The 24,633-nt window shown below is 48.8% G+C and carries 19 protein-coding genes; 13 read left to right on the forward strand and 6 right to left on the reverse strand.

The window, feature by feature from the left end:
- Positions 1-1,044, reverse strand: coding sequence for a DHH family phosphoesterase (locus K384_RS01955; protein ID WP_051633023.1), 1,044 nt, complete (start codon positions 1,042-1,044; stop codon positions 1-3).
- Positions 1,045-1,127: 83 nt separating this feature from the next.
- Positions 1,128-2,090, reverse strand: a complete 963-nt coding sequence (locus K384_RS01960) for a thioredoxin family protein (RefSeq protein WP_245605272.1) — start codon at positions 2,088-2,090, stop codon at positions 1,128-1,130.
- Positions 2,091-2,184: 94 nt separating this feature from the next.
- On the opposite strand from K384_RS01960, the gene recO reads away from it, so the two are divergent.
- From recO to K384_RS01980, 4 genes are all read left to right on the forward strand, one after another.
- On the forward strand, positions 2,185-2,868 hold the full coding sequence (gene recO / locus K384_RS01965) for a DNA repair protein RecO (RefSeq protein ID WP_038028791.1): 684 nt from the start codon (positions 2,185-2,187) through the stop codon (positions 2,866-2,868).
- A 20-nt stretch (positions 2,869-2,888) separates the two neighbouring features.
- Positions 2,889-3,776, forward strand: coding sequence for a ChaN family lipoprotein (locus K384_RS01970; protein ID WP_038028793.1), 888 nt, complete (start codon positions 2,889-2,891; stop codon positions 3,774-3,776).
- A gap of 101 nt (positions 3,777-3,877) precedes the next feature.
- On the forward strand, positions 3,878-5,524 hold the full coding sequence (locus K384_RS01975; protein WP_038028795.1) for an acyl-CoA carboxylase subunit beta: 1,647 nt from the start codon (positions 3,878-3,880) through the stop codon (positions 5,522-5,524).
- A 97-nt stretch (positions 5,525-5,621) separates the two neighbouring features.
- The gene (locus tag K384_RS01980; RefSeq protein ID WP_038028797.1) at positions 5,622-6,461 is read left to right on the forward strand and encodes a transglutaminase-like domain-containing protein; all 840 of its coding nucleotides are present in this window, start codon (positions 5,622-5,624) and stop codon (positions 6,459-6,461) included.
- Here K384_RS01980 and K384_RS01985 read toward each other — a convergent pair.
- The gene (locus K384_RS01985; RefSeq protein ID WP_051633024.1) at positions 6,452-7,123 is read right to left on the reverse strand and encodes an acetyltransferase; all 672 of its coding nucleotides are present in this window, start codon (positions 7,121-7,123) and stop codon (positions 6,452-6,454) included. The two genes, K384_RS01980 and K384_RS01985, sit on opposite strands and share 10 nt — an antisense overlap.
- Before the next feature lie 54 nt (positions 7,124-7,177).
- Between K384_RS01985 and K384_RS01990 the strand changes: the two genes are divergently transcribed.
- From K384_RS01990 to K384_RS02005, 4 genes are all read left to right on the forward strand, one after another.
- Positions 7,178-7,771, forward strand: a complete 594-nt coding sequence (locus tag K384_RS01990) for a NifU family protein (RefSeq protein WP_038028798.1) — start codon at positions 7,178-7,180, stop codon at positions 7,769-7,771.
- A gap of 120 nt (positions 7,772-7,891) precedes the next feature.
- Positions 7,892-11,239, forward strand: a complete 3,348-nt coding sequence (gene mfd / locus K384_RS01995; protein ID WP_211245212.1) for a transcription-repair coupling factor — start codon at positions 7,892-7,894, stop codon at positions 11,237-11,239.
- A 157-nt stretch (positions 11,240-11,396) separates the two neighbouring features.
- Complete coding sequence (gene gldJ, locus K384_RS02000; protein WP_245605268.1) at positions 11,397-12,830, forward strand: gliding motility lipoprotein GldJ; 1,434 nt, start codon at positions 11,397-11,399, stop codon at positions 12,828-12,830.
- Positions 12,831-13,023: 193 nt separating this feature from the next.
- The gene (locus K384_RS02005; RefSeq protein WP_051633025.1) at positions 13,024-14,484 is read left to right on the forward strand and encodes an SUMF1/EgtB/PvdO family nonheme iron enzyme; all 1,461 of its coding nucleotides are present in this window, start codon (positions 13,024-13,026) and stop codon (positions 14,482-14,484) included.
- Positions 14,485-14,558: 74 nt separating this feature from the next.
- On the opposite strand, the gene K384_RS02010 is transcribed toward K384_RS02005, so the two are convergent.
- Positions 14,559-15,194 carry a tetratricopeptide repeat protein gene (locus tag K384_RS02010; RefSeq protein WP_169737598.1) on the reverse strand — a complete coding sequence of 212 codons (636 nt, stop codon included), beginning with the start codon at positions 15,192-15,194 and terminating at the stop codon, positions 14,559-14,561.
- 85 nt (positions 15,195-15,279) lie between these two features.
- Positions 15,280-17,544: an aconitate hydratase gene (locus K384_RS02015; protein WP_038028804.1), complete on the reverse strand. Its 2,265-nt coding sequence runs from the start codon at positions 17,542-17,544 to the stop codon at positions 15,280-15,282.
- Positions 17,545-17,699: 155 nt separating this feature from the next.
- Here K384_RS02015 and K384_RS02020 point away from each other — a divergent pair, with 155 nt between their 5' ends.
- The 3 genes from K384_RS02020 to K384_RS02030 are packed head-to-tail and all read left to right on the forward strand — an operon-like array spanning position 17,700 to position 19,567.
- The gene (locus K384_RS02020; protein WP_038028806.1) at positions 17,700-18,212 is read left to right on the forward strand and encodes a Sua5/YciO/YrdC/YwlC family protein; all 513 of its coding nucleotides are present in this window, start codon (positions 17,700-17,702) and stop codon (positions 18,210-18,212) included.
- Positions 18,212-19,081, forward strand: coding sequence for a UbiA family prenyltransferase (locus K384_RS02025; protein WP_038028808.1), 870 nt, complete (start codon positions 18,212-18,214; stop codon positions 19,079-19,081). Before K384_RS02020 ends, K384_RS02025 begins: the two co-directional genes overlap by 1 nt.
- 21 nt (positions 19,082-19,102) lie before the next feature.
- Complete coding sequence (locus K384_RS02030) at positions 19,103-19,567, forward strand: hypothetical protein (protein ID WP_038028810.1); 465 nt, start codon at positions 19,103-19,105, stop codon at positions 19,565-19,567.
- Positions 19,568-19,608: 41 nt separating this feature from the next.
- Here the strand turns inward: K384_RS02030 and K384_RS02035 are convergent, their stop codons facing one another.
- Positions 19,609-20,763, reverse strand: a complete 1,155-nt coding sequence (locus K384_RS02035) for an anhydro-N-acetylmuramic acid kinase (protein ID WP_038028812.1) — start codon at positions 20,761-20,763, stop codon at positions 19,609-19,611.
- A gap of 156 nt (positions 20,764-20,919) precedes the next feature.
- On the opposite strand from K384_RS02035, the gene K384_RS02040 reads away from it, so the two are divergent.
- Both K384_RS02040 and K384_RS02045 read left to right on the forward strand, forming a co-directional pair.
- The gene (locus K384_RS02040) at positions 20,920-21,876 is read left to right on the forward strand and encodes an ABC transporter substrate-binding protein (RefSeq protein ID WP_038028813.1); all 957 of its coding nucleotides are present in this window, start codon (positions 20,920-20,922) and stop codon (positions 21,874-21,876) included.
- A gap of 95 nt (positions 21,877-21,971) precedes the next feature.
- On the forward strand, positions 21,972-24,611 hold the full coding sequence (locus K384_RS02045; protein WP_038028814.1) for an AAA family ATPase: 2,640 nt from the start codon (positions 21,972-21,974) through the stop codon (positions 24,609-24,611).
- Positions 24,612-24,633 lie beyond the last annotated feature (22 nt).

Raw genomic sequence — 24,633 nt, forward strand, 5'->3', positions numbered from 1 at the left:
TTACCTTTTGACATTTAACAGTTGCTCTTTGTATTGAGGTAACAAACTTAAAAATAATTTTTCGGTTTCTTCAAGAGACACATGAGAAGCACCACCGGCGGCATTTTTATGCCCGCCGCCATTGAAGTGGGCTTGTGCAAACTCGTTTACGGGGAAGCTGCCAATCGAACGGAAAGATATTTTTATTTTCCCTTCCTTTTCCATGAAGATGGCAGCAAATACAATGTCCCGAATAGAAAGAGCGTAGTTTACGAAGCCTTCGGTGTCGCCTTTCTCGGTGCAAAAGCGTTCCTGTTCATCGGCACTTAGGGTAAAGTAAGCGGTGCGGTATTCAGGTAGAACCCGCAATTTTTCCGATAGAAGATAGCCGAGCAGGCGCAGGCGGTTTTCAGAGTTGTTGTCGTAGATGCGATAGTGTATGGTGGAGGTGGGTACGCCAATATCTATCATATGCCCGGCAATTTCATGCACTTCCCGGCTGGTGGAAGGGTATTTGAAAGAGCCTGTGTCGGTTACTATACCCGCATAAATGGCTTCGCCAATGTGAGGGTCAAGCAGTTCGAGGTCGCCCATGGCAGCTATTAAACGATACACCATTTGTGCGGTAGCAGCGGCTGCCGGGTCCCAAAAATGGAAGGTGGCCTGTATGGTCGGGGCTATGTGGTGGTCGAGGAGCAAACTGGGTTTGTCGAGTCCGCTAAACAAAGGTTCGAGTGCTTCCATACGGGAGGGTACCGAAAAATCGAGATAAGCGACCAAATCACACGCATCAATGGCTTGCTTTATATCTTCGGTTTCGGCTTCTTCAAAAACAATGACTTCGCCGTCCTGAGGCAGCCATTCCAAGAAGCCGGGATAAGCGCTGGGGCTAATAACGAGCGTTTGATGTCCTTTCTTCTTCAGATACCGGGCCAATCCCAAAGCAGAGCCTAAGGCGTCGGCATCGGGGTTGTGATGCATGGTAATGGCTACTTTTCTGGGCACTGAAAGGAAGTCCTCCAATGCTTTGACCATGTCTGTTTGTATCGACGGACCTTCTAACATAACTGTTTTATTGTGTTCGAATTAGCAAATATCGGAAAAAAAGTAGAAAGCTGTGCGGTCTGTTTGTGTTTGCCGGGGGGGCTTCAATAGTTCTGCAGCCGGTCGTAAAGCAGTTGTGGAGCAGGTGCGGGTGAAAGGTGTTCAATAATATTCCCTTCGGGCGTGAGTACCAACACAAAGGGGCGCTCTTCGCTCAGAAAACGCAGCTTGTGGCGGTCGGGCAGTTGTCGAAACAGAAAATAACCGGCTATGGCATACCGGAGCGTCCAGCTTCGCAAAGGGGCATATTGCAAGTATTGAGTAAAGACAGATTCGCAGGCTTCGCAGTTCTTTTCGCCTATCACTGCCCACACCAGGGCACGCCGGTTATTTTTGGCTTTCCTAAGCGCCGCCTTATAACTCTGTTCATAAACAAACGAAGCCGCCGCACCAATATTGGCAGCTGTTTGTAAGAGACTGTCGGTGAGCAGGGGAGCGGGCAGGTAGCCCGTAATTTCGGCTTGTGTACGCTCTTTGTCGTTGAGCACAAAGACCGCAGGCAAAGAGCGGTAGTTCAGAAGGTTGCGAAAGTAGCGATTAGCATCGCGTGTGATATCTATCAGGTAGGCATCGAAATAGGGCGTTAAGCGTTGATACAGGCTGTCTTGCAGCCATGTCTCTACAAATAACTGATGGCAGGCATAGCATTCCGGGTGTGTCATCCATGCCAGAATAAGTTTGCCGCTTCGTTTGGCGCTCTTGAGCGCTTCTTGCCATTCGCCGCTCATGGCGGCGGCTGCCGAATCATAGCGGGCTGCCATTTGTGTTCTTAAAAAATGCGTATGGCGCTTCTGCGCCCATTCATATGCCCGGAAGCCGCTTTGGGTCCATAGCAACGAATCGTTGGGGGCATACAGCGATAAAGCCGGCAGGTGGGTGAGGGCAACGTCTTTTTGCTCTGTGTAAAGGCGCCGTTCATAATGCAGGCTGTCTTGTGTGGGGACCCACAAAGCAAGCACGCTATCCAGCCGGGCACAAGGGCGGCATCCTTCGCGGTACCAATGCACCAAATAATATTTTTTTGATAGCTTTACTTCTTGCGACCAAGCGGCAAAGCTTTGAAGCAAAAGACAGCAGATAAGCGCAAATCCCGGACGATACATGTTAAGCAAAACTCAGGCGATTATTCTTCATACACTGAAATATAGAGAATCTTCTTTGATTGTACATACTTACAGCCGGGAGCAGGGCAGGTTGTCCTTAGTGGTGAATGGTGTGCGTAAAGCCAAACCGTCGTTTCCTATGGGTTGGTTTCAGCACATGAGTGTGTTGGATATGGTGGTGTATCTGCCCAAGCAAAGCGGCGGCTTAGGACGGCTAAAAGAAGCCACGCCTTTATGGCTTCCCATGGTGCGCCTCTCTCATCCGCTAAAAGTGTCGATACTGTATTTTCTGGCAGAGCTGCTTTATAAAACGCGCAAAGAAGAGACGGCTGACCCGGCCATGTTTGATTTCGTGCATCATGCATTGCTGGTATTGGAAGAAACACCACAGCTGCGTACCTATGCCCTTTGGTTTTTACTACACTATTTGGCACAAATGGGCTTAATGCCGGCTCATGAGACGCAGCTGCTGCAAGAACTCAATGCACACACACCTTATCATTTCGATGCTTCGCTTGCCCCTGCGCTTGCTTGCCTGAATGCACCAATGCCACCACAGCAGGTGCCGTTGCCGCCTGCCCTGCGCAGCGACCTGCTGGAGGCTTTGCCTCGCTTGATTAGCGAGCACACCACACACTTTGAAGAAATACGCAGTCTTTCTATTCTGCGCGATATTATGTAAGTTGTAAAACAAAGAGTACCATGAGAACAATTGCACTTGCTGTTTATTTCACTTTGTTATCGGTAGTCATGCAGGCATATGCACAAGACAAAGACAAACCGGCATACGTCATCTTTGATGCCAAAGGCAAGCAAATAGCCTATGGCACCATGCTGAAACGCCTTGAAGCAGCCGACGTGGTATTGTTCGGCGAACAGCACAACAATAGCCTTGCCCATTGGCTGGAGTGGGAGCTGCTGCGCGATTTGACCACCGCCATGCCCGGGACCTATGCCTTGGGGCTGGAAATGTTCGAAGCCGACGACCAACTGATATTGGATGAATACCTGCGTGGACAAATCAAAGAATCCTACTTCCTAAAAGAAGCCAAGGTGTGGGACAACTACCGCACCGACTATCGCCCCTTGATAGAGTGGGCAAAGCAGCACAGCATACCGGTTTGGGCAACCAATGTGCCCCGCCGCTATGCCCACATGGTGGCACACCACGGGCCGGCCATACTCGACAGCCTGCCGGCGCAAGCCAAAGCATGGATGGCCCCTTTGCCCATCACCATAGACCAAGAGCTGCGCAGCTACAGCCAAATGCGCGAGATGATGGGCGGAAACCACGGACAAGGCATGCAAGCCACTAACTTCGTAGCGGCACAAGCTTTGAAAGATGCCACCATGGCTCATTTTATTGTGCAGGCACTTGAACAAAAAAGTAAGCTCATTCATTATCATGGCAGCTTCCATTCCGACTACCACGAAGGCATTGTGTGGTATCTGCGGCGCTTGCGCCCCGGCTTGCGCTTGCTGACCATCAGCTGCGTGGAGCAAGAGCAGTTGAAAAAGTTGGAGGAAGTACATCAGGAAAAAGCCGATTTTATAATTGTCTTCCCTGCCGGCATGCACAAGAGCTATTGAATACGGGCTTGCGCTATTTCGAATGCTCTTTGTTGAATTGAATGTGTTTTTATGTAATTTTGAAAAGAAAAAGTTGTATTAAAACAATTTATACCTAAGCCATGAAAAACACAGCAACAACCGACTTGGAGCAGAAGCGCAATGCCGACGAAATGAAACAAAAACTGTTTCAACTCAAAAGCCGCCTGGAGAAAGTATATTTGGGAGGAGGAGAGAAGCGTATTGAAAAACAGCATAAGCAAGGCAAACTGACAGCCCGCGAACGTATCGATTATTTGTTGGATAAAGACAAGCCACGGCTCGAAATTGGGGCGCTGGCTGCCTATGGCATGTATGAGGAAGAGGGCGGATGCCCTTCGGCCGGTGTGGTGGTGGTGATGGGCTACGTGAGTGGGCGCCAATGCATAGTGGTTGCCAACGATGCTACCGTGAAAGCAGGCGCATGGTTCCCCATGACCGCCAAAAAGAACTTGCGGGCGCAAGAAATAGCTATGGAAAACCGCATCCCTATCATTTATTTAGTCGATAGTGCCGGCGTATATCTGCCCATGCAAGCCGAAGTATTCCCCGACAAAGAGCATTTCGGGCGCATTTTCAGAAACAATGCGGTCATGTCGGCAGAAGGCATCCCGCAAATTGCTGCCATCATGGGTAGCTGTGTGGCAGGTGGCGCCTACTTGCCCATCATGTCCGATGAGGCACTCATCGTAAAAGGTACCGGTTCGGTATTCCTGGCAGGTCCTTATTTGGTGAAGGCGTCCATAGGTGAAGACGTAGATGCCGAAACTTTGGGCGGGGCAAGCACCCACTGCGAAATATCGGGCGTTACGGACAATATGTACGATTCGGATGAGGAGTGCCTGGATGCCATCAAAAAAATTATGGATAAGATGGGGCACTTCCCCAAAGCCGGCTTTGACCGTGCGGAGCCGGCGCTCCCAAAAGAAAACCCGGAAGAAATTTACAGCCTGTTGCCGGCCGACCGCGTGAAGCCTTACGACATGCGCGAAATCATCAAACGTTTGGTCGATAACTCTGAGTTTGAGGAATACAAGCCCCTGTACGGCAAAACCATCATTTGTGCCCGTGCGCGCATCGATGGCTGGGCTGTGGGCATTGTGGCCAATCAACGGTCCATTGTGAAATCGAAAAAAGGCGAAATGCAGATGGGTGGTGTCATTTATTCCGACTCTGCCGACAAAGCAGCCCGCTTTATCATGCTTTGCAACCAACAACAGATACCCTTGGTCTTTTTGCAAGATGTAACCGGCTTCATGGTAGGGAGCCGGTCCGAACATGGCGGCATCATTAAAGACGGTGCCAAAATGGTGAATGCCGTGGCGAACTCTGTGGTACCCAAATTTACCATCATTGTGGGCAACTCGTACGGTGCCGGCAACTACGCCATGTGTGGCAAAGCCTATGACCCCCGTTTGATTTATGCCTGGCCCACGGCACAAATCGCTGTGATGAGCGGGGCATCGGCTGCCAAAACACTCTTGCAAATCAAGGTGGCATCACTCAAAGCCAAAGGAAAAGAAATCAGCCCGGAGGAAGAAAAGCAACTATTGGAAGAAATCACCACCATGTACAACGAGCAGCTGTCGCCTTACTATGCGGCTGCCCGCTTGTGGGTCGACGGCATCATAGACCCACTCGAAACACGCAAAGTAATATCGATGGGCATAGAAGCAGCAAATCATGCGCCCATCACCAAGCGCTTCAATGTGGGCGTAATACAAACTTAAAGCCCCAAGTGGCTGTTTCTCATATGGAAGACCTGCCCGATACACTCCGGCAGGTCTTTTGACCACCTGTCAATGCATGTCAAAACCCAATGAATACATGAACGAACGCGAACTACAGGCTCTTATTACACTATTGGACGACGAAGACGAAGTGGTGTACCGGGAAGTAAGCAACCGTTTGCTTTCCTTAGGCGAAAGAGCCATCCCTTATCTCGAGCGGGCATGGGAGGCTTCTCTGAACCCTTTGGTGCAGAGCCGTATTGAAGGACTCATCCACCGCATGCAGTTCGAATCTTTAAAAGAAGACCTGCAAGCATGGATGGAGTACGAACAAGAAAATTTGCTCAAGGGGATGTGGTTGCTGGCGCGCTATCAATATCCCGACTTGTCATTTGAAGACCTTGCCCAAGAGTTCAATCGCCTGTATTATGATGTATGGTTTCAGTTTCGTGAAGGGTTGCACCCGCTCGACCAAATACAGCTGCTCAATCGCGTATTTTTTAAAGAATGGAAATTCACGGGCAACACCCAAAACTTTCATGCCCCTTCCAACAGCATGATTCATTTGGTGCTCGAAAGCCGCAAGGGCAACCCCCTGACGCTCTGTGTGCTTTACCTGCTGGTTGCACAGCGCTTGAACCTGCCCGTGTACGGCGTGAATTTGCCCGTGGTGTTTGTTTTGCTTTATCGCAGTCGTGAGTTAGAGTGCTACATCAATGTTTTTAACCAAGGTTCTGTCTTTGTAAGGAACGACATAGAAGAATATCTCAAACAATTGAACGTAGAGCCGCAACCTGCTTTCTTTGAGCCCTGCACGCATGCCGATATTTTGGCGCGTGCCTGCCGGAATCTTATTTTTTCATTTAAAGAGCTGGGCGAAACACACAAAGTGGCAGAAGTAGAGCAGCTCTTGGAAATAGTGGAGCATTATAAATAAGGTTCGTCCACCCGGCGTCGGCGTATCACTTGGGCCGGTGTGCCATAGGCCACCACTTCCGCAGGCACATGCCGTAGCACCAAAGCGCCCGCCCCTATGACCGTGTCATGACCTATACAAACACGCTGAAGCAGACGTACCCCCAATCCTATGGCTGCGCGCTGTCCGATGCGCACTTGTCCGCCGGTAATTACCCCCGGTGCCAGGCTGCTGAATGCATCCATATAGCTGTCATGGTCCAACGAGGCGTGATGATTGATGATGCAGCCGCGCCCTACATGGCAACGAACGCCCACCACGGCCATGGCTGCTACGAAGCTGCCGGCATCGATGTGTGCCGACGCAGCCACTACGCTGTCCGGATGGCACACGGTAGCCCACTCTACGGCATGAAGTGCTTCTATTTGAGTCATGAGCTGCGCCCGCCGGTAATTATCGCCTATGCCTACAATCCATGCACAGGGCGCGCAGCGGGCTTGCCACCCTGCAATCATTCCGGCAGCTTGTTCAGGATGCTGTGCCATCCATTGAGCATCGAGCTCAACATGCGTGATGGTGGCATACATACCACTCAAGGCAGCGGCATCGGCAACGACGGCGGCGTGCCCGCCCTTACCCACAATTACCAACTGCTTTTCTTTGCGCTGCTTTTGTATTCTCATAATGAACAAGCTACCTTTGTTGTGCGTTTGTAAATAAAAACAACGGACAATATTATGCAAACCCTGAAGCCAAAGCGCTATGTGAATGTGTACACAGAGGCGAACCCCAACCCACAGTCTCTTAAGTTTGTGGTGAACTTTATGCTGGTTGCCGATGGTGAAAGTTATGAGTTTACGCCGGAGCATGCAGAAGGTTCGCCCTTGGCAGAAACCATTTTTAAAGAGTTCCCTTTTGTAGAAAAAGTGTTTATTGCTGCCAACTTCATCACACTGACCCGTAACGAAAGCATCGAGTGGGAAGAAGTAGTGCGTCAAATCAAACAGTTTGTGCAGCAGTATTTGGAAGAAGAAAAGCCGGTATTGGCGCAAAGTGCGGCCGTAAGCAGCAATGCCATCCGCGAAGGCGATTCGTTGATAGTGCAAAAGATAAAAAGCATCTTGGACGAGTACGTGCGCCCGGCCGTAGAGCAAGACGGTGGCGCCATTACCTTCCATTCCTTCGACGAAGCCACCGGACAGGTGAAGGTATTGTTGCAGGGGGCGTGCAGTGGTTGCCCTTCTTCTACCATGACCCTGAAAGCCGGTATTGAAAACCTGCTTAAACGTATGGTGCCCGAAGTGAAAGAGGTAGTTGCCGAAGGTGTTTAAATACGACGAACAACCGGTACTCAGTGAATAAACATCTTGTCATAACCCTTTTTGCGCCCTATATCAGCCCGGCCTGTTATAGGGTGCTGCTTTTTTTGAGAAGGAAATGAAACTATGAGCCTGACAACCCAAGAACTACTGACTTTCTACGAACGCGACAGCCTGGTGCAGCTTTTGCACCACCATCTTTCGCAAGGAAATGCCAAGGTACACGCAAAAGGGCTGAGCGGCAGTTTGCCCGCAGTGCTGGTGGCTGCTTTGGCGCGTCTTGAGCCTTCCAAAGTGCATACGTTGGTATTGAACGACAGGGAAGAGGCTATTTACTTTTTCAATGACCTGCAAAATCTGCTGCCCGGTCGTCAGGTGATGCTTTACCCCTCGTCTTACCGGCGCCCTTATCACTACGAAGAAGTAGAAAACGCCAATGTATTGATGCGCTCGGAGGTGCTGAATGCCTTGCGCAAGCGCACGGTACAGGCGCCTTTGATAGTCACCTATCCCGAAGCACTGTTTGAAAAGGTAGTCAACAAACGTACGTTGGTAGAGAATACTTTCCCCATACGGATAGGCGACAAGCTGGATACTGCCTTCTTAACGGAGTTTTTGAGCACCTATGACTTTGAAGCAAGCGAGTTTGTATATGAACCGGGGCAGTTTGCTGTGCGGGGCGGCATCATCGACGTCTTTTCTTTCGCCGACGAATACCCTTACCGCATAGAGCTCTTCGATGACGAAGTGGAGAGTATCCGGCAGTTTGACCCCGAAACGCAGCTTTCCAAAGAGCAGCTGAGCGAAGTGAATATTGTGCCCAACCTGCAAACCAAGTTTTTGCATGAGGCGCGCGAGTCTTTTTTGGAATACCTGCCCAAAGAAAGCGTACTTTGGTTTAGCCGCTTGGAATACACGCTTGAACTGCTGGACAAAGCCTTTGAAAAAGTGGCGGCTACCTTCGATGTCATCATGCAAAAAACAGCACAGAGCAGCGTGGTGACAGCCCCCGTGCAGCTTTTCGATAACGCCACTTCTTTCATAAAACAATTAAATGCACATGCGGTCGTAGAGTTTTCATCCACTGCCTTCCTGAAGGAAAGCCGGCTTTGGGAATATGTTTCCGCACCGCAGCCTTCTTTTAATAAACGCTTTGAGTTGCTTGCCGAAGACCTGGCACAGTGGCAGCAAAAAGGATATATGTGCGTGCTTATTGCTGAATCTGCGCAGCAGATAGAGCGCCTGCGGCGTATTTTTAAAGACATTCAAGCCGAAGTGCAATTCCACGAGTGGCTCATAGGGCTGCGGGGCGGCTTCATTGACCACCAATTGCGTATTGTATGCTATACCGACCACCAAATTTTTGACCGGTATTATCGCTACAAAACCCGCAGTCTTTTCAACAAAAGCAAAGCCATCACACTCAAGGAGCTGCAGTCACTCCAGCCCGGTGATTACGTTACCCACATCGATTATGGTATTGCCCGCTTTGCTGGCTTGACAACCCTCGAGACCAATGGGCGCAAGCAGGAAGTCGTGCGCCTTATTTTTAAAGACAACGATGTTTTGTATGTCAATGTGCACTCATTGCACAAAATTGCCAAATATGCCGGGAAAGAAGGGCAGGTGCCCCAAATCAGCAAGCTGGGCAGCAACGAGTGGGAGCAAAAGAAAAAGCGCGTCAAAAAGCAAGTAAAAGACATAGCCAAAGAGCTGATTACACTTTATGCCAAGCGGCGTGCAGCACAAGGCTTTGCCTTCCCACCGGACAACTACTTGCAGGCTGAGCTTGAATCTTCGTTCATGTATGAAGACACGCCCGACCAAGCCCGCGCCACGGAAGAAGTGAAGCGCGACATGGAAAAGCCTTACCCCATGGACCGCCTGGTGTGCGGCGATGTAGGCTTTGGAAAAACCGAAGTGGCCATACGGGCGGCTTTCAAAGCGGTCTGTGCCGGAAAACAGGTAGCTGTGCTGGTGCCCACTACCATCTTAGCCATGCAGCATTACCACACTTTCACCAACCGCTTGGCAGATTTTCCCTGCACGGTGGCCTATATCAACCGTTTTAAATCGTCGAAAGAAATTAAACAAACCCTTGAAGCACTTGCCAAAGGCGAAATAGACATAATCATTGGTACCCACCGGCTGCTCAACAAAGACGTGGTGTTCAAAGACTTGGGACTGGTCATCATCGACGAAGAACAAAAATTTGGTGTGCAGGCAAAGGAAAAGCTGAAGCAGATGCGCGTGAACGTGGATTGCCTGACACTGACGGCAACACCTATTCCCCGTACCCTGCACTTTTCACTGATGGGGGCACGCGATTTGTCGGTGATTGCTACCCCGCCCCCAAACCGCCGCCCTGTCCTTACGGAAGTACACACTTTCAGCGAAGAGTTTATACGCGATGCCATCCGTTTTGAGTTGGAGCGTGGCGGGCAGGTCTTCTTTGTACACAACCGCGTGAACGACATCGAGTCGGTGGGCGACATGATTTTGCGCCTGGTGCCCGACGCCAAACTCGGTATTGCCCACGGACAAATGGACGGCAAGCATCTGGAAAAGGTGATGACCCGCTTTATCGAAGGCGAATACGATATCTTGCTTTCTACCAATATTATAGAAGCCGGTTTGGATATTCCCAACGCCAATACCATCATCATCAACCATGCGCATATGTTCGGTTTGTCTGACCTGCATCAGATGCGGGGCAGAGTGGGGCGTTCCAACAGAAAGGCTTTTTGCTACTTGCTCATTCCCTCGCAAACGGCGCTTACCCGTGAAGCACACCGCCGCCTCAAAGCTTTGGAAGAGTTCTCTGACTTGGGCGATGGTTTTAAAGTAGCCATGCGCGACTTGGACATACGGGGCGCCGGCAATCTGTTGGGCGCCGAACAAAGCGGTTTTATCAATGATATTGGATTTGAAACCTACCACAAAATACTGGATGAAGCCATTCAGGAAGTCAAGCAAGAAGAATTCAAAGAGTTGTTTAGCGAAGAACTGTCTCAAAAGCTGTTGCGTCCGCAGGAGTGCATCATTGAAACCGATTGGGAGCTGCGCATTCCCGAAGAGTATGTAAGCAATATCACCGAGCGTCTGCGTCTTTACAATGAACTGGATAACCTGCACTCAGAAGAAGACCTGCAGCAATTTGCCTCTGCTTTGGCCGACCGCTTTGGTCCTCTGCCCAATGAAGTGAACGACTTGCTCGAAACCGTGCGCTTGCGCTGGATAGCCGAAAAGCTTGGTTTTGAAAAGCTGGTTTTGAAAAACAATAAAATGAAAGCCTATTTCCTGGACAAAGAAGAATACTTTCAGTCGGAAGTATTCGGGCATATTTTGCGCTTCGTGCAACAAAACCCCGACAAAATACGTCTCAAGGAATCGAAGGGAAAGCCCGTTTTGATAGCGCAAGGAGTGATGAATGTCAAGCAAGCGATTGACTTATTGCGCGATATGGAAAAAAATGCGTAAATTTCATACCTGACTTATCGATAAACTTTAAAATTTCTTTTATTTGTAAATAGAAAGTTAAAAGATATTGCAAAATTCTGACGATCATTTATATTGTTTGGTACAATTCATGTGGTAGAAACTTCAGCTTTGGTGCTATCAAAAAGTTAAACAAGTTATGAGAAAACATGGGAAATTAGCCGGAAGCCTTCTGTTGACGGGTGCGATGCTATTTGGTGCTACTTCTTGTAAGCTCTTCAAGAAAAAGGAGCAGGGCTTTGAATTTCAGATTCAAAAAAGTACGGATGTGCACCGCAAGGGCATGATTAGCCAGGTGACGGGCATCCCCTATAACTACGAAGACACCGTAAATAACGTAACCAGCCTGGTTGTAAATGAATATCTTGGCCAACCCGACGGACCCAACCTGGTATTTATTGAAGGCGGACGTTTCGTAATGGGCTCAGGCGAAGAAGACATCCTTTATACACGCGACAACAGAGAGCGCACCATCAGTATCCAGTCTTTCTTTATGGACCGGACCGAAGTGGCCAACATCCACTGGCTGGAGTTTATGCACTACTACGAAAAACCTCAAAACCAAGGAACCATACAAGAAGACTTTAAACTGGTGTTGAGCCCTGATTACACCAGCAGCTATGAAGTGTTCCGTAAGCGTATCCTTTTGCCTGACACTACCGTTTGGGCAAGCGATAAAGCCTTCAACGACTCTTATGTACAAAACTATCTGCGCTATCCCGGCTTCCGCTTTTTCCCGGTTGTGGGAGTTTCTTGGGTGCAGGCAAAAGCATTTTGCGCGTGGCGTACCAAAGCTGTGAACGAATACTTGTTTGCAGAAGCCAAGAAGAAAGACAAAGACGGGCGCCTCAACGAATATAAACCCGGACAGGTACCCTTGGAAAGCGGGGTGGTATTGCCCGACTATCGTCTGCCTACCGAAGCAGAATGGGAGTATGCAGCCAAAGGCTTGATTGGTACTCAATATAACGATGAGAACCAGTCCAATGGCCGGATTTACCCCTGGGACGGGCACTCTCTGCGCAACCCCTATGGGAAGGAAATGGGTACTTTCTTAGCCAACTTTAAGCGTGGACGCGGCGACTATGCCGGTATTGCCGGAAAACAAAACGATGGTGCCTTGATTACCGAATGGATTTACGCATACCCGCCTAATGACTTCGGTTTGTACAACATGGCAGGTAACGTAAACGAATGGGTGGAGGATGTGTACCGTCCGTTGGCTTATCAAGACTTTGACGACCTGAACCCCGTACGCCGTGAACGTCTCGATAGCACCCGCTTGCGTCCGGACTCTACTTTGTCCGTATATGGCGACGATGAAGAAAACTACTTGATACGCAAAGCCGATGGAGGCAAGGAGCTGAACTCGCTCATCAACGATGATGCCCGTGTGTACAAAGGCGGTTCTTGGAAAGATGTGGCTTACTGGCTGTCACCCGGTACACGCCGCTTCCTCGACAAAGACAAAGCAACCAACGATATAGGTTTCCGTTGCGCCATGATCATGGCAGGAGAGAAAGAAGGGGAAAACAGACGGAAAAACGATCCCAGAAAATATAGAAAGAAGTAAGAAAAAGTATAAAAATTGCAAGAAAAGGCTTTGTTTGCAAAGCCTTTTCTTGTTTAAGAGCATTCTGCAAAACTAAATTTGAAATTGGGCTTATGTAAATTTGTTTAACCTTTTGCATCTTTTTGCGTAAAGAAGAAAGGTGCATTTGGTACAGTTCCTGTACTTTACACTTAGTAAAAGAACCGTGATTGCAATGATGAAAATGCCTGCGGTAAGGGTGCGTCTTGGAGGAATGATGCTGTTGGTGCTGCTTATGACTTCCTGCAAAGTCTTTCAGAAAAAAGATGACTTTGAGAAGCAGTCAGCCAAAGGTCCCAAAAAAGGGGCAGTAAGCCAAGTGACAGGCATTCCTTACAATGACTCTACTTATGAAAACAGCTATCAACTGCGTGAATTTTCCGGACAAATAGCCGGGCCGGGACTGGTCTATATCGAGGGGGGGAGTTTTGTGATGGGCGTTACCGAAGAAGACGTCATGCACCTTTCGTCAAGTAAGCTTACCCGGGTCACTGTACCTTCTTTTTATATGGACCGCACGGAAGTAGCCAACTTGCATTGGCTCGAGTTTATGAACTACTATGAAAAAAATCCCGGCGATGTGCCTCAAGGGGTAACCTATGAAGAATATCGTGAGTTGATTTTGTTGCCCGACACAACCGTTTGGGCATCCGAAGGTGCCTACAACGACGCCTATGTGAAAAACTACTTGCGCTATCCCGGTTTCCGGATGTATCCGGTCGTGGGGGTGTCTTGGATTCAAGCACAGGAGTTTTGCAAGTGGCGAACCATGATGGTAAATAAGGCCATTGAAGCCCAAACTTACGTTACAGGTCTGAAGAAAAACAATAAAATAGACGAAGGGCAAGTGGTGCAAACCCAGCCCAAAGATGGTTTGCGCTTGCCTGATTACCGTTTGCCTACCGAAGCAGAGTGGGAATATGCGGCTTCGGCCCGGGTGGGTGTGCGCTATGATGACGAGCGCGACCAAACCAAGCGCCTATACCCATGGGATGGGCGCGCGCTGCGCAACCCTTACAAAAGGCATGGCGGTTATTTTATGGCTAATTTTAAGCGTGGGCGGGGCGACTATGCCGGCATAGCCGGCCGCCAAAACGATGGGGCAGTAATGACTGAGTGGATTTATGCCTATGCACCAAACGATTTCGGGCTATACAACATGGCAGGTAACGTCAATGAGTGGGTGGAGGATGTATATGTGCCCGAAGGTTGGGAAGATATTGTAGATATACAAGCCATCAAACGCTACGAGCGCTTTACCGACTCGTCTTCGGCAGCCAAGTTCCGCATGAAAGTATTGCTTTATGATGAAGAAGTGTTGGGCAAAGACGGGGCATTGAAGGACTCTAACTTGGTGATGCACGAGAATTTAATGACCTTCCCCAATAGTTTTTTCAAAGACTATATCGATCCGGCAAACCCACAGATTTACCGGGTATATAAAGGCGGCTCTTGGAAAGATGTGGCTTATTGGTTGGCGCCCGGTACCCGTCGTTTTATGAAAATGACAGAAAGCTCTGCTACCGTAGGGTTCCGATGTGCTATGAGTTATATGGGTGGACAGGATTTGCCTGAGGGGGATTATACAGAGCAGGAAAAGAAAAAGTGGTGGCAGTTGAAAAGAGACAGGGAATAAGCTCCTTTTCAATATTCACATAAAAAAAGAAAGAAGCCTTGACTCTACTCAAGGCTTCTGCTTTTTCAAGACAACTACTGTGAAAGGCAATATTGTTGTATCCAGTCTGCGGCTTCGGATAGTCCTTCTTCATAAGCTTCTGCCCACTCTTGGCAAGCCCGCTCGTGATGCCCTTTCTTGTAAAGGGCTTTCCCTCTTTCCAAATGCGCATAGGCAAAAGCAGGCGCTAAATCTAAGGCAGTAGTAAAATCATCGAGGGCAGCATCCAGGCTATCTGTGGCCATGTAGGCCAGGCCGCGGTTGTAGTAAAGAATGGCTATTTTGGGCTGTGCTTGAATGGCTTTCGATAAGGCTTCGATGGCTTCGGGGTAGTGCTGTTGAAGCCTGAGAAGCTCCCCTTTGTTACACCAGGCATCGGCAAAGTCTTGTTTCAGCTCAATGGCACGTTCATAGTCTTGTAGAGCGCCCGTTGTATCGGCAAGAAACTCCTTTACGAGTGCGCGCTCAAAGAAGTAATCAGCCACAGTGTCGGTAAGCAGAATCAAGCTGTCATACCTTGCCAATGCAGTGGCGTAGTCTTCTTTTTGCAAGGCGCTGACAGCCCGTGCACGCAACTGCTCCGGGTCTGCTTCTGTGGAATGGGGCTGCATATCGCAAGCAATGGCCAAGCCAAGCCAGCACAGCAGCGAAAGAATGGTGCTTTTTTTCATGGCTTTCATGTATTTTGGGAAATGAAAGAAAAAGACCTATGGACACGCAGCCCATAGGTCTATGTATGTATTGTCAAGCAATGCATTAAGCGTTGTTTTGCTGACGAATCAAGTTGAGGGCAGAGCCTGCCTTGAACCACTCGATTTGTGCTTCATTGTAAGAGTGGTTTACTTGTATCTCGTCGGTGCTGCCGTCTTTGTGGTGTAATACCACGGTCAGCGGCTTGCCCGGGGCAAACGACTCCAGACCCAAGATATCGATGGTGTCATCTTCTTGTACTTTGTCGTAGTCTGCCGGGTTGGCAAAGGTAAGCGCCAACATACCTTGTTTTTTCAGGTTGGTTTCATGAATACGGGCAAACGACTTCACGATAACGGCACGCACGCCCAAGTGGCGGGGCTCCATGGCAGCGTGTTCACGCGATGAACCTTCGCCATAGTTTTCGTCGCCCACTACTACCGAGCCGATGCCGGCGGCTTTGTAGGCACGCGCTACCTTGGGCACTTCGTCATATTCGCCGGTCAACTGGTTTTTCACTTTGTTGGTTTCACCGTTGAAGGCATTGACCGCACCAATGAGCAGGTTGTTGGAGATGTTGTCCAAGTGACCACGGTATTTCAACCAAGGACCTGCCATTGAGATATGGTCGGTCGTACACTTGCCCTTGGCTTTGATAAGCAGTTTCATGCCTTTCAGGTCGGTACCTTCCCATGCGGGGAATGGTGTCAACAGCTGCAAGCGCTCCGACTTCGGATCTACTTTTACTTCCACTTGACTTCCGTCTTCGGCGGGGGCTATATAGCCGTTGTCTTTGACGTCGAAACCTTTCTCGGGCAGCTCAATGCCTTTGGGCTCGTCCAACTTCACCTCTTTGCCTTCCTCATTGATGAGGGTGTCGGTCATGGGGTTGAACTTCAAAGAACCGGCAATGGCAAAAGCGGTTACGATTTCAGGCGAAGCCACAAACGCATGGGTTTTGGGGTTGCCGTCGTTGCGCTTTGCAAAGTTACGGTTGAATGAAGTCATAATAGAGTTGGGGCGGTCGGGGTTGTTGTGACGCTGCCACTGCCCAATGCAAGGACCACAGGCATTGGCAAGCACCACGCCACCGATGGCTTCGAACTCGTCGAGCAGACCGTCACGTTCAGCCGTGTAGCGCACCATTTCGGAGCCGGGCGTTACAGTGAACTCTGCTTGTACTTTCAGTTTCTTTTCTTTGGCTTGTTTTGCCACGGAAGCGGCGCGCGTCAAGTCTTCATAAGAAGAGTTGGTACAAGAGCCAATCAGACCTACTTCCAGCTTATCGGGCCAGTTGTTCTTTTCTACAGCTTCGGCAAACTTAGACAAGGGCCATGCCAAGTCGGGCGTGAAAGGTCCGTTGATATGCGGTTCCAGCTCCGATAAGTTGATTTCAATGACTTGGTCGTAGTATTTTTCAGGGTTTTCATATACTTCCGCATCGGGGCGCAGATAGTCTTTTATGCTTTCTGCCAAGTCGGCTACTTCTTTGCGTCCGGTCGCTTCGAGGTATGCACGCATACGGCTATCGTAAGCAAAAACAGAAGTAGTAGCCCCTACTTCGGCGCCCATGTTACAGATGGTAGCTTTGCCGGTACAAGACAAAGAGTCGGCACCTTCACCAAAGTATTCGATGATGGCATTGGTGCCACCTTTTACGGTGAGAATACCGGCCACTTTCAAAATCACATCTTTAGGCGAAGCCCAGCCGTTCAGTTTGCCGGTCAGTTTTACACCTATCAACTTGGGGAAGAGCAATTCCCAAGCCATGCCGGTCATTACGTCCACAGCATCGGCACCGCCCACACCAATGGCAATCATACCTAAACCGCCGGCGTTGGGGGTGTGCGAGTCGGTTCCAATCATCATGCCACCGGGGAAGGCGTAGTTTTCCAACACCACTTGGTGGATGATACCGGCACCGGGTTTCCAGAAACCAATACCGTATTTGTTGGATACAGAAGCCAAAAAGTCATAAACTTCTTTGTTTCGCCCCAAGGCTTCTTCCAGGTCTTGCTCTGCACCTGTTTTGGCCAGAATCAGGTGGTCGCAGTGTACGGTAGAAGGCACCGCCACCTTGTCTTTGCCTGCCAGCATGAACTGGAGCAGCGCCATCTGTGCAGTGGCATCTTGCATAGCCACACGGTCGGGGGCAAACTCTACGTACTCTTTTCCACGCTGAAACTCACGGATTTCTTGCCCGGGATAGAGGTGGGCATATAAAATTTTTTCGGCTAAGGTCATAGGGCGGTTCAGCACTTTGCGCGCTTGATTCACACGCTCGGGCAGTTGCTGATACACCCGTTGAATCATATCAAAGTCGAATAGCATAAGGCTTACTTTTTAAGAAGTTGTAAACTAAAAACTCATGGCAAAGTTAGTAAATATCGAGTGATAATAAGCATGAGTGCGTTTGAAAAAGAAAACAGGGTATTACATGACTTTCCTCGTATCTTTGCGAGGAAAACAGCATAAGAGAAACCATAATGATAGAGACTGTAAAGCAATTAAAAACCGGAAATTTGTGCCTGTATCCTTCTTCTTTGGGCTGGTGGTTGATTGCCGACAGCTGGAAAAAAGAGGCAACCGGACGACTGATGCACATTAAAGGCACACTGGCACAAAAAGAAGTGGTGTTGCATATCGAGTCCATCGGCTTGCTGTCACAATATGTTGCCGAGGTGCCGGATATAGCTTGGGACTGGATGGAGATGAACCGCCGTCCTTTGTGGGTGAAGTTTGAGCAATACCATTTGTTGCCGGAAGGGGTGGCAGCTGATGAATTGTGGATTTCTTTGAGTAAGGAAGAAAGCTGGCATAAGCTGCTCAACCGCATAGGGCACCCGGTGGTGGGGATTCTGCTGGGAGATACTTATATTCTTGACGATGCTTGGAATGTTTATGTGCCGGCGATGACGTTACCCAAGCAGCGGCATCGACCTGATAAAGTGCACCTGCTAAATAATGGAACTATTCAAAGCTTGGAAAAAGGAAGCTGATGAAATTACGCGATGTTATATTGCACTTCCGCTTCCCTTTTTCATTGTTTTTGATGCCGGTGTATTTATACGCTCTGAGCCAGGTGCACCGCATTGAAGACCGCTGGGCTGTGTGGGGAAGCTTCATTGTGTGGCATGTGTTTATTTATCCTGCAAGCAACGCCTACAATAGTTATTTCGATAAAGACGAGGGAAGTATTGGCGGTTTAAAGAGCCCACCGCCTGTAACAGAAATTTTGTATTGGATAAGCTTACTATGGACAGCCTTAGGAGTGGGGTTGGCTTTTGTCGTGCATGTACTCTACGGTTGCATGGTGCTTGTGTATGTGTTGGTATCGAAGGCTTACAGCCATCCGGCTATCCGTCTTAAGCGCCATCCTTATTTAGGCTGGTTGGCAGTGGTCCTTTTCCAGGGGGCTTGGGTTTATATGGCTACCGTAGTGGCAGTGGCACCGGGCGAGGAAACAGAGCAGCAGCACCGGGCAGCCGCTCTGTTGAGTAGTCTCATGTTGGCGGCTACGTATCCGCTCACGCAGGTGTATCAGCATGAAGAAGACCGCCAAAGGGGAGACCTGACACTTTCTTTGCGTTTGGGGGTAAAGGGAACATTCCTTTGGGCATCATTTTTTCTTTTACTCACGGCTTTGGGCCATGTTGCATATGCCTATTATTTCGCCGACAGGCTTTATTTATTAGTATTGTCGGGATGTTTGTTGCTGCCCGGTATCTATTTTTTTTATTGGATGCGCCGGGCATACAGGCGCCAAGAGGCCACCTACGAAGAGGCCATGCGCATGAATATTACCGGAGCCATGAGCATGAATATAGCCTTTGCAACTTTATTGGCTTTGCGGTATCTTGTCGTTTGATTCATCAAAATGCATAGAACTATGAGCTTTTATCAAATTTTACTCTTTTTGCACTCATGGCTACGGTGGGCTATCTTGCTGACAGCCCTTTGGGTACTCATCCGTTCTTTTCGCGGATGGCAAATGGGACTGCCTTTCAAAAAGTCAGACAATGGCATGCAGGCAGCCTTTGTAGGCATGATGCATTTGCAGTTGGTGTTGGGTTTGCTGCTTTATTTTGTTTTTAGCCCCTTCGGTTTGGATGCCTTTGCCCAAGGTGCCAAGGTAGTGATGAAAAATGCAGGCTTGCGCTATTGGGCAGTGGAACATGCAACAGTGATGCTGTTGGCTGTTATTTTGGCACAGGTAGGGCGTACGAAGTCGAAACGTGCCCGGGCACACAAGCAAAAGTTTAAACACGCTTTTGTGTTTTTCCTGATTAGTTTGATACTTATGTTGAGCCGTATTCCTTGGCACGAAAGTGCACGCTTGTTTCGAAGCTTTTAATTTGTAGTATTGTTTTAAGAGAGCCCCCTTTGGGGCTTTTTTTATTCGGGCAAAGAAATTTTTCCAAGTCTTACTTGAATGAGAGGAGGCGGATAACCGGCGGGCTTGCCTTGTAAGCATTCATAGCCCAAAAGGGCAAACAGCATTGCTTCTTTGGCATCGGGAGGAATGCCCAGCACTTCGGTGCTCTGAATAACATGATGGGGTAAATATTCCTGCAGTTTTTCCATTAAAAAATGATTATGCACACCGCCGCCACTTACATAAATTTTCTGCGCTTTGTATTGTGGCTGCCGGCAGATGGCTTGGGCAATGCCCCAGGCTGTAAAACAGCAAAGGGTATGTAAAATATCTTGTACTGCATACCTCTTGCCTTCTATCAAGGCGGCAAGCCATTGCCATGAAAAACTCTCTTGACCGGTACTCTTGGGAAAGGCTTGTTGAAAAAAAGGGTGGGCGGTAAGGGCATCGAACAAATCCGGCAAGAAATGCCCTTTGCGGGCAAGGCATCCGGAAGCATCGTAGTCTTGTTGTAAAAAGTGGCGGGTGGTGGCATCTAATAAGGTATTGCCGGGGCCGCAGTCGCTTGCCCACAAGCTTTGCCCACTATCGCGTGGCGGAAGATAGGTGAGATTGGCAATACCGCCAATATTGAGCAGCCAACGGCTTTCTTGCTCGTGAGCAAGCAGCAAGTAATCGCCGTAGGGGGCCAGTGGAGCACCTTCGCCGCCCCCTGCAATATGCTTTTGGCGGAAGTCGCTGATGGTGAGAATGCCGGTTCGTAAGGCAATGATGTCACCATCGCCTATTTGCAGGGTGCTGTGTAAGCCATGCCCGGGGTCCGGTGCATGGTAAGCCGTTTGCCCATGGCTTGCGATAAGGTCTATTTGCCCGGAGGTAAGCTGCCACTCTTTGAGTGCGCTTAGTATCATTTGGGCATGCCACTCGCCCACCAAACGGTGGAGGCGGGTTAACTCTTCGAAATTGACATACTTTTGGAAGACAATTTTTTGTAATTTTTCTTTTTGAACCTTACTGTATTGCTGTGTTTTGAAACGATGTAGTGTAATATTTTTATTTTTTTCAGATTGACTGACATGGCACAAGGCTATGTCCAAGCCGTCGAGCGATGTGCCTGACATGCAACCTATAATTGTAAGTTCCTTTTTTTGCAATACCTCTAAAACCTTATGCATGCCTACTTTCGTTTTTAAAAAGTTGGTGAAAAAACTTGAATAAATAATATCTTTTTATTACATTCATACAACTAAGTCGGTATGGCTTCTTGCTTCCTTTTTCGGAAGAATTTTCTATGCCCTTTCTTATCACCAAAACTAACTTAATTAAAAACTATGGAAAGCTATTGCCTCAAAATCGCCTTGGATTCTACACCTGCTGTATTTCACACAGGCATGTATGTTGCCTTAGGAAAAGGCTGGTTCAACGATGAAGAACTGGCTGTTCGCTTCATTAGCCCGGACGAGGATAACTACTACATGACACCTGCCCAGAAATTATGGCATGGGAAGGTTGATTTGGCTATTTTGAGGCCGGAAGAGCTTACCTGTCTGAATATTTCGGAGCCGGCACATCGTTTTATAGCTTTGGCTACTCTCTTGCAAGACAACACACAAGCAATTGGGATAAGAAAAGAAATGGGCGTGGCGCGTTTGGCGCATCTCGATGGCAAGCGCTATGCCTATATGGGGCTGCCTTATGAGCATCGCTTTTTACGTTGTCTTATCAAACAGGATAGAGGGAAGGGGAAATATGAAGCAATAGAAACCGGTACAGCGGGGGCATGGCGTGCCTTCCTGCGTCGCCAAGTAGATGTGGTGCGTTATCATACAATCTGGGAGGGGGTAGATGCCGCATGCAGGCATATACCCCTTACTTCTTTTATGATAAACGAGCAGCACGTGCCTTATCGTTATACACATGTGTTGTGTGTGCGCGATGATGTGTGGCAACAAAAGCAAGAAGCCATTCGTGCTTTCCTGCGGGTGGTGGCCGAGGGCTATTATTTTGCTACTGAGCACCCCGACAGCGCCGCCAATCTGCTGATGGAAGGGGCACGGCATCCTTCGTTGAACAATATTCGTTTTCTGTATCAAAGTCAGCTAAGAGCTTTGCCGTACTACGGAGGCAAAGATTGGGGCAAAATGGATATTCAGGATTGGCGTGCCTTGTGGGAGGTGATGTTGGAGCACAAAGTGCTGTTAGGACCCGACAAAAAAGTACTTGACCACCTGCCTTTTGCCATAGAGGAGGTCATACAACCCGTTCTACAAAAAGAAACAGCTATATAATACTTGTTTGTTTTGCTTTTCATACAGCTCTTTTATACCTTACTAAACCCTTTTAGTAAGGTATTCCTTTTTTCAAGCATAGAATTTATGTGTGCATGACATCCAAGAAGTTAGATAAAAACTACAAGCTTCGAGACCTGCGGTGCTATGCTTCCCGCAATGCACTGATGGGCAATCAGTATGAATACCGCCGCGTATTTGAAGCCTCAGAAGTCAATTATTTGTATGCCGAGTTGTCTTTTTTCAACAAGCTGTTCGATGAAGAAGATTGGGCTTGTGATTGTGTGTTGAAAGCTTACCGCATCAAGAACAATGAAAAAATAGAGCTGTGTAGTATTGACATTCACCGGGAGGTGCGCAAAGAAGAAAATATTGTGTATGTGCGCGAAGGTTGGGGCACACCTGAATACGGTGCCTTTTGGAAACGTGGCGACTACCTTTGGGAAGCCTTTATCGATGGAGAACTGGTGGCTTCACAAAAAATATACGTTGAGGAAGGTGGAAAAGTGACACCGGGCAATAACCCCTATTTCGATATTGAAAGCCTTCGTTTTTTCAATGGTCCTTATAGCCTTGATGACCTGGCAGGCGGCAAGCGACGCTACTTGACTCAGTTTGCTTCCGACAAAACACAATACATATGGACAGAGCTGACCTTACGCAATAAGCAGACGCGCTCGTGGTACTGTGAAATATTTTTCAATTATTTCGATGATGCGGGACAGCTGAAAGGCAGCGTGAGCGACTTGTTATATGTGGCGCCCGGTACTACCACTTTCTATTCTCTGGCAGGCTGGGGAAACAATACGCCCGGCTCTTGGCTGCCTGATAACTATCGCGTTGAAATAGTGTTTATGTCGGAGTTGGTGGCAGTGGCACCCCTACGTGTACACGAAACGGTGGAGGTGGAGGGGGAGCCGGAAGTGTTTTTTCCGGCAGAAAATAAACCATATATAGCCGGAGGCACCGCCGCAGAAGCATCCATGGATGAAAAATCATTGGAAGAGCTGCTTCAGGAACTGAACGAAATGATAGGCTTGGAGCCGGTCAAGAAGCGTTTGAATGACTTTATTCATTATTTGAAATTTTTGCGTTTGCGTCAAGCGCAGGGGTTTGAAGAAAATACCCACATAAGTTTACATTCCGCTTTTTTGGGCAACCCCGGCACCGGCAAAACTACCGTGGCCAAGATGCTGGGTAAAATCTACCATAAGATGGGGCTTTTGTCCAAAGGTACCGTTCACGAGGTGTCGCGCGCTGATCTTGTAGGTAAATTTATCGGGCAGACGGCTCCACAAACACAAGAAGCCATCAACAAAGCACGCGGCGGCATCTTGTTTATCGATGAAGCGTATGCTTTGGCTCGGAAGGGCGATGAAGGCGGGCAGGACTTTGGCAAGGAAGCCATTGAAATATTGATAAAAGAGATGTCGGATGGTCCCGGCGATTTGGCCATTATCATGGCGGGCTATCCCGAAGAGATGCAGCACATGCTACAGTCGAACCCGGGCATGAAATCCCGCATCAACCTGATTTATCATTTCCCTGACTATACGCCGCAGGAATTGATGGAGATTTTAGAGTTGAAAGCCCGGAAGAAAGGGGTTGTTTTTGCCCCGGAAGCCAAAGAGTATATATACAAGCAGCTGGTAGAGTTGTATCGTAACCGGGACCGCACCTTTGGCAATGCCCGCCTGGTAACTTCTTTGGTGGAAGAAGCAAAGCTGAATATGGGGCTTCGGATTATGCAACAAGCAAATGCCAAGGAATTATCAAAAGAAGCCTTGGAAACCATCTTGCTGGAAGACGTAAAGGCTATTTTTGGCAAGCAACATGCAAAGAAGCCCGATATACCCATAGATGAAGAGCTGTTGCACGATGCCATGCAGCAGCTCAATGCCTTAATAGGCATGGAGAATGTAAAAAATGAAATTCATGAGCTGGTGAAGCTGGTACGCTTTTACCGCGAATCGGGGCGTGATGTACTGAATCGCTTCTCTATGCACATGGTGTTTACGGGCAATCCCGGTACGGGCAAGACAACCGTAGCGCGCATCATAGCGCAGGTGTACAAGGCTTTGGGCATATTGGAACGCGGGCATTTGGTAGAGTGCGACCGCCAGTCGCTGGTTGCCGCTTACGTGGGGCAAACAGCCATCAAAACCAAGCAAAAAATAGATGAGGCAATAGGCGGGGTGCTGTTTATCGACGAAGCCTATGCCTTAACCAGCAAGTCGGAACAAGACTTTGGCAAAGAAGCAGTGGAAGTGCTGCTTAAACAAATGGAAGACCGCCGGGGTGAATTTGTGGTGATAGTGGCGGGCTATCCTGATAATATGCACGAGTTTTTGCATGCCAATCCCGGTTTGCTTTCCCGCTTCGACATGACCATTCATTTTGACGATTACAAGGTGGATGAGCTCTACGACATTGCCCTGAGCATGTTTGAGCAGGAAGGTCTGCATTTAGACCTGGCGGCACAACAACAATTAAGAAGCTACTTGGAACATCTTTACCGGACAAGGAATAAATACTTTGGCAATGCCCGCTCCGTAAGGAAAGTGGTACAGCAGGCTGTGCGCCATCAGCATTTGCGTATGGCTTCTTTGCCCAAAGAGGCGCGCACACCTGAAGTGCTGGAAACGGTTACTATAGAAGACCTGCGCGACCTGATGACTTCTTCGAATGACAAAGAGGAAGGGCTGGGCTTCCGTTTGAGTGGTGGGGGGGCTTAGGTTTCATTTCACCTTCTTCGTA

The organism is Thermonema rossianum DSM 10300 (genome assembly GCF_000426825.1).
Taxonomy (GTDB): domain Bacteria; phylum Bacteroidota; class Bacteroidia; order Cytophagales; family Thermonemataceae; genus Thermonema; species Thermonema rossianum.

What these genes read in the sequence shown, in the direction of transcription:
- K384_RS02010 (WP_169737598.1), bottom strand. Translation starts at nt 15,194, where the DNA reads ATGAAAAAAAGCACCATTCTTTCGCTGCTGTGCTGGCTTGGCTTGGCC.
- K384_RS01980 (WP_038028797.1), top strand. Translation starts at nt 5,622, where the DNA reads ATGAACGAACGCGAACTACAGGCTCTTATTACACTATTGGACGACGAA.
- K384_RS02040 (WP_038028813.1), top strand. Translation starts at nt 20,920, where the DNA reads ATGGAAAGCTATTGCCTCAAAATCGCCTTGGATTCTACACCTGCTGTA.
- K384_RS02020 (WP_038028806.1), top strand. Translation starts at nt 17,700, where the DNA reads ATGATAGAGACTGTAAAGCAATTAAAAACCGGAAATTTGTGCCTGTAT.
- K384_RS01985 (WP_051633024.1), bottom strand. Translation starts at nt 7,123, where the DNA reads ATGAGAATACAAAAGCAGCGCAAAGAAAAGCAGTTGGTAATTGTGGGT.
- K384_RS02045 (WP_038028814.1), top strand. Translation starts at nt 21,972, where the DNA reads ATGACATCCAAGAAGTTAGATAAAAACTACAAGCTTCGAGACCTGCGG.
- recO (WP_038028791.1), top strand. Translation starts at nt 2,185, where the DNA reads ATGTTAAGCAAAACTCAGGCGATTATTCTTCATACACTGAAATATAGA.
- gldJ (WP_245605268.1), top strand. Translation starts at nt 11,397, where the DNA reads ATGAGAAAACATGGGAAATTAGCCGGAAGCCTTCTGTTGACGGGTGCG.
- K384_RS01955 (WP_051633023.1), bottom strand. Translation starts at nt 1,044, where the DNA reads ATGTTAGAAGGTCCGTCGATACAAACAGACATGGTCAAAGCATTGGAG.
- K384_RS02035 (WP_038028812.1), bottom strand. Translation starts at nt 20,763, where the DNA reads ATGCATAAGGTTTTAGAGGTATTGCAAAAAAAGGAACTTACAATTATA.
- K384_RS01970 (WP_038028793.1), top strand. Translation starts at nt 2,889, where the DNA reads ATGAGAACAATTGCACTTGCTGTTTATTTCACTTTGTTATCGGTAGTC.
- K384_RS01990 (WP_038028798.1), top strand. Translation starts at nt 7,178, where the DNA reads ATGCAAACCCTGAAGCCAAAGCGCTATGTGAATGTGTACACAGAGGCG.
- K384_RS02015 (WP_038028804.1), bottom strand. Translation starts at nt 17,544, where the DNA reads ATGCTATTCGACTTTGATATGATTCAACGGGTGTATCAGCAACTGCCC.
- K384_RS02025 (WP_038028808.1), top strand. Translation starts at nt 18,212, where the DNA reads ATGAAATTACGCGATGTTATATTGCACTTCCGCTTCCCTTTTTCATTG.
- K384_RS01975 (WP_038028795.1), top strand. Translation starts at nt 3,878, where the DNA reads ATGAAAAACACAGCAACAACCGACTTGGAGCAGAAGCGCAATGCCGAC.
- K384_RS02030 (WP_038028810.1), top strand. Translation starts at nt 19,103, where the DNA reads ATGAGCTTTTATCAAATTTTACTCTTTTTGCACTCATGGCTACGGTGG.
- K384_RS02005 (WP_051633025.1), top strand. Translation starts at nt 13,024, where the DNA reads ATGATGAAAATGCCTGCGGTAAGGGTGCGTCTTGGAGGAATGATGCTG.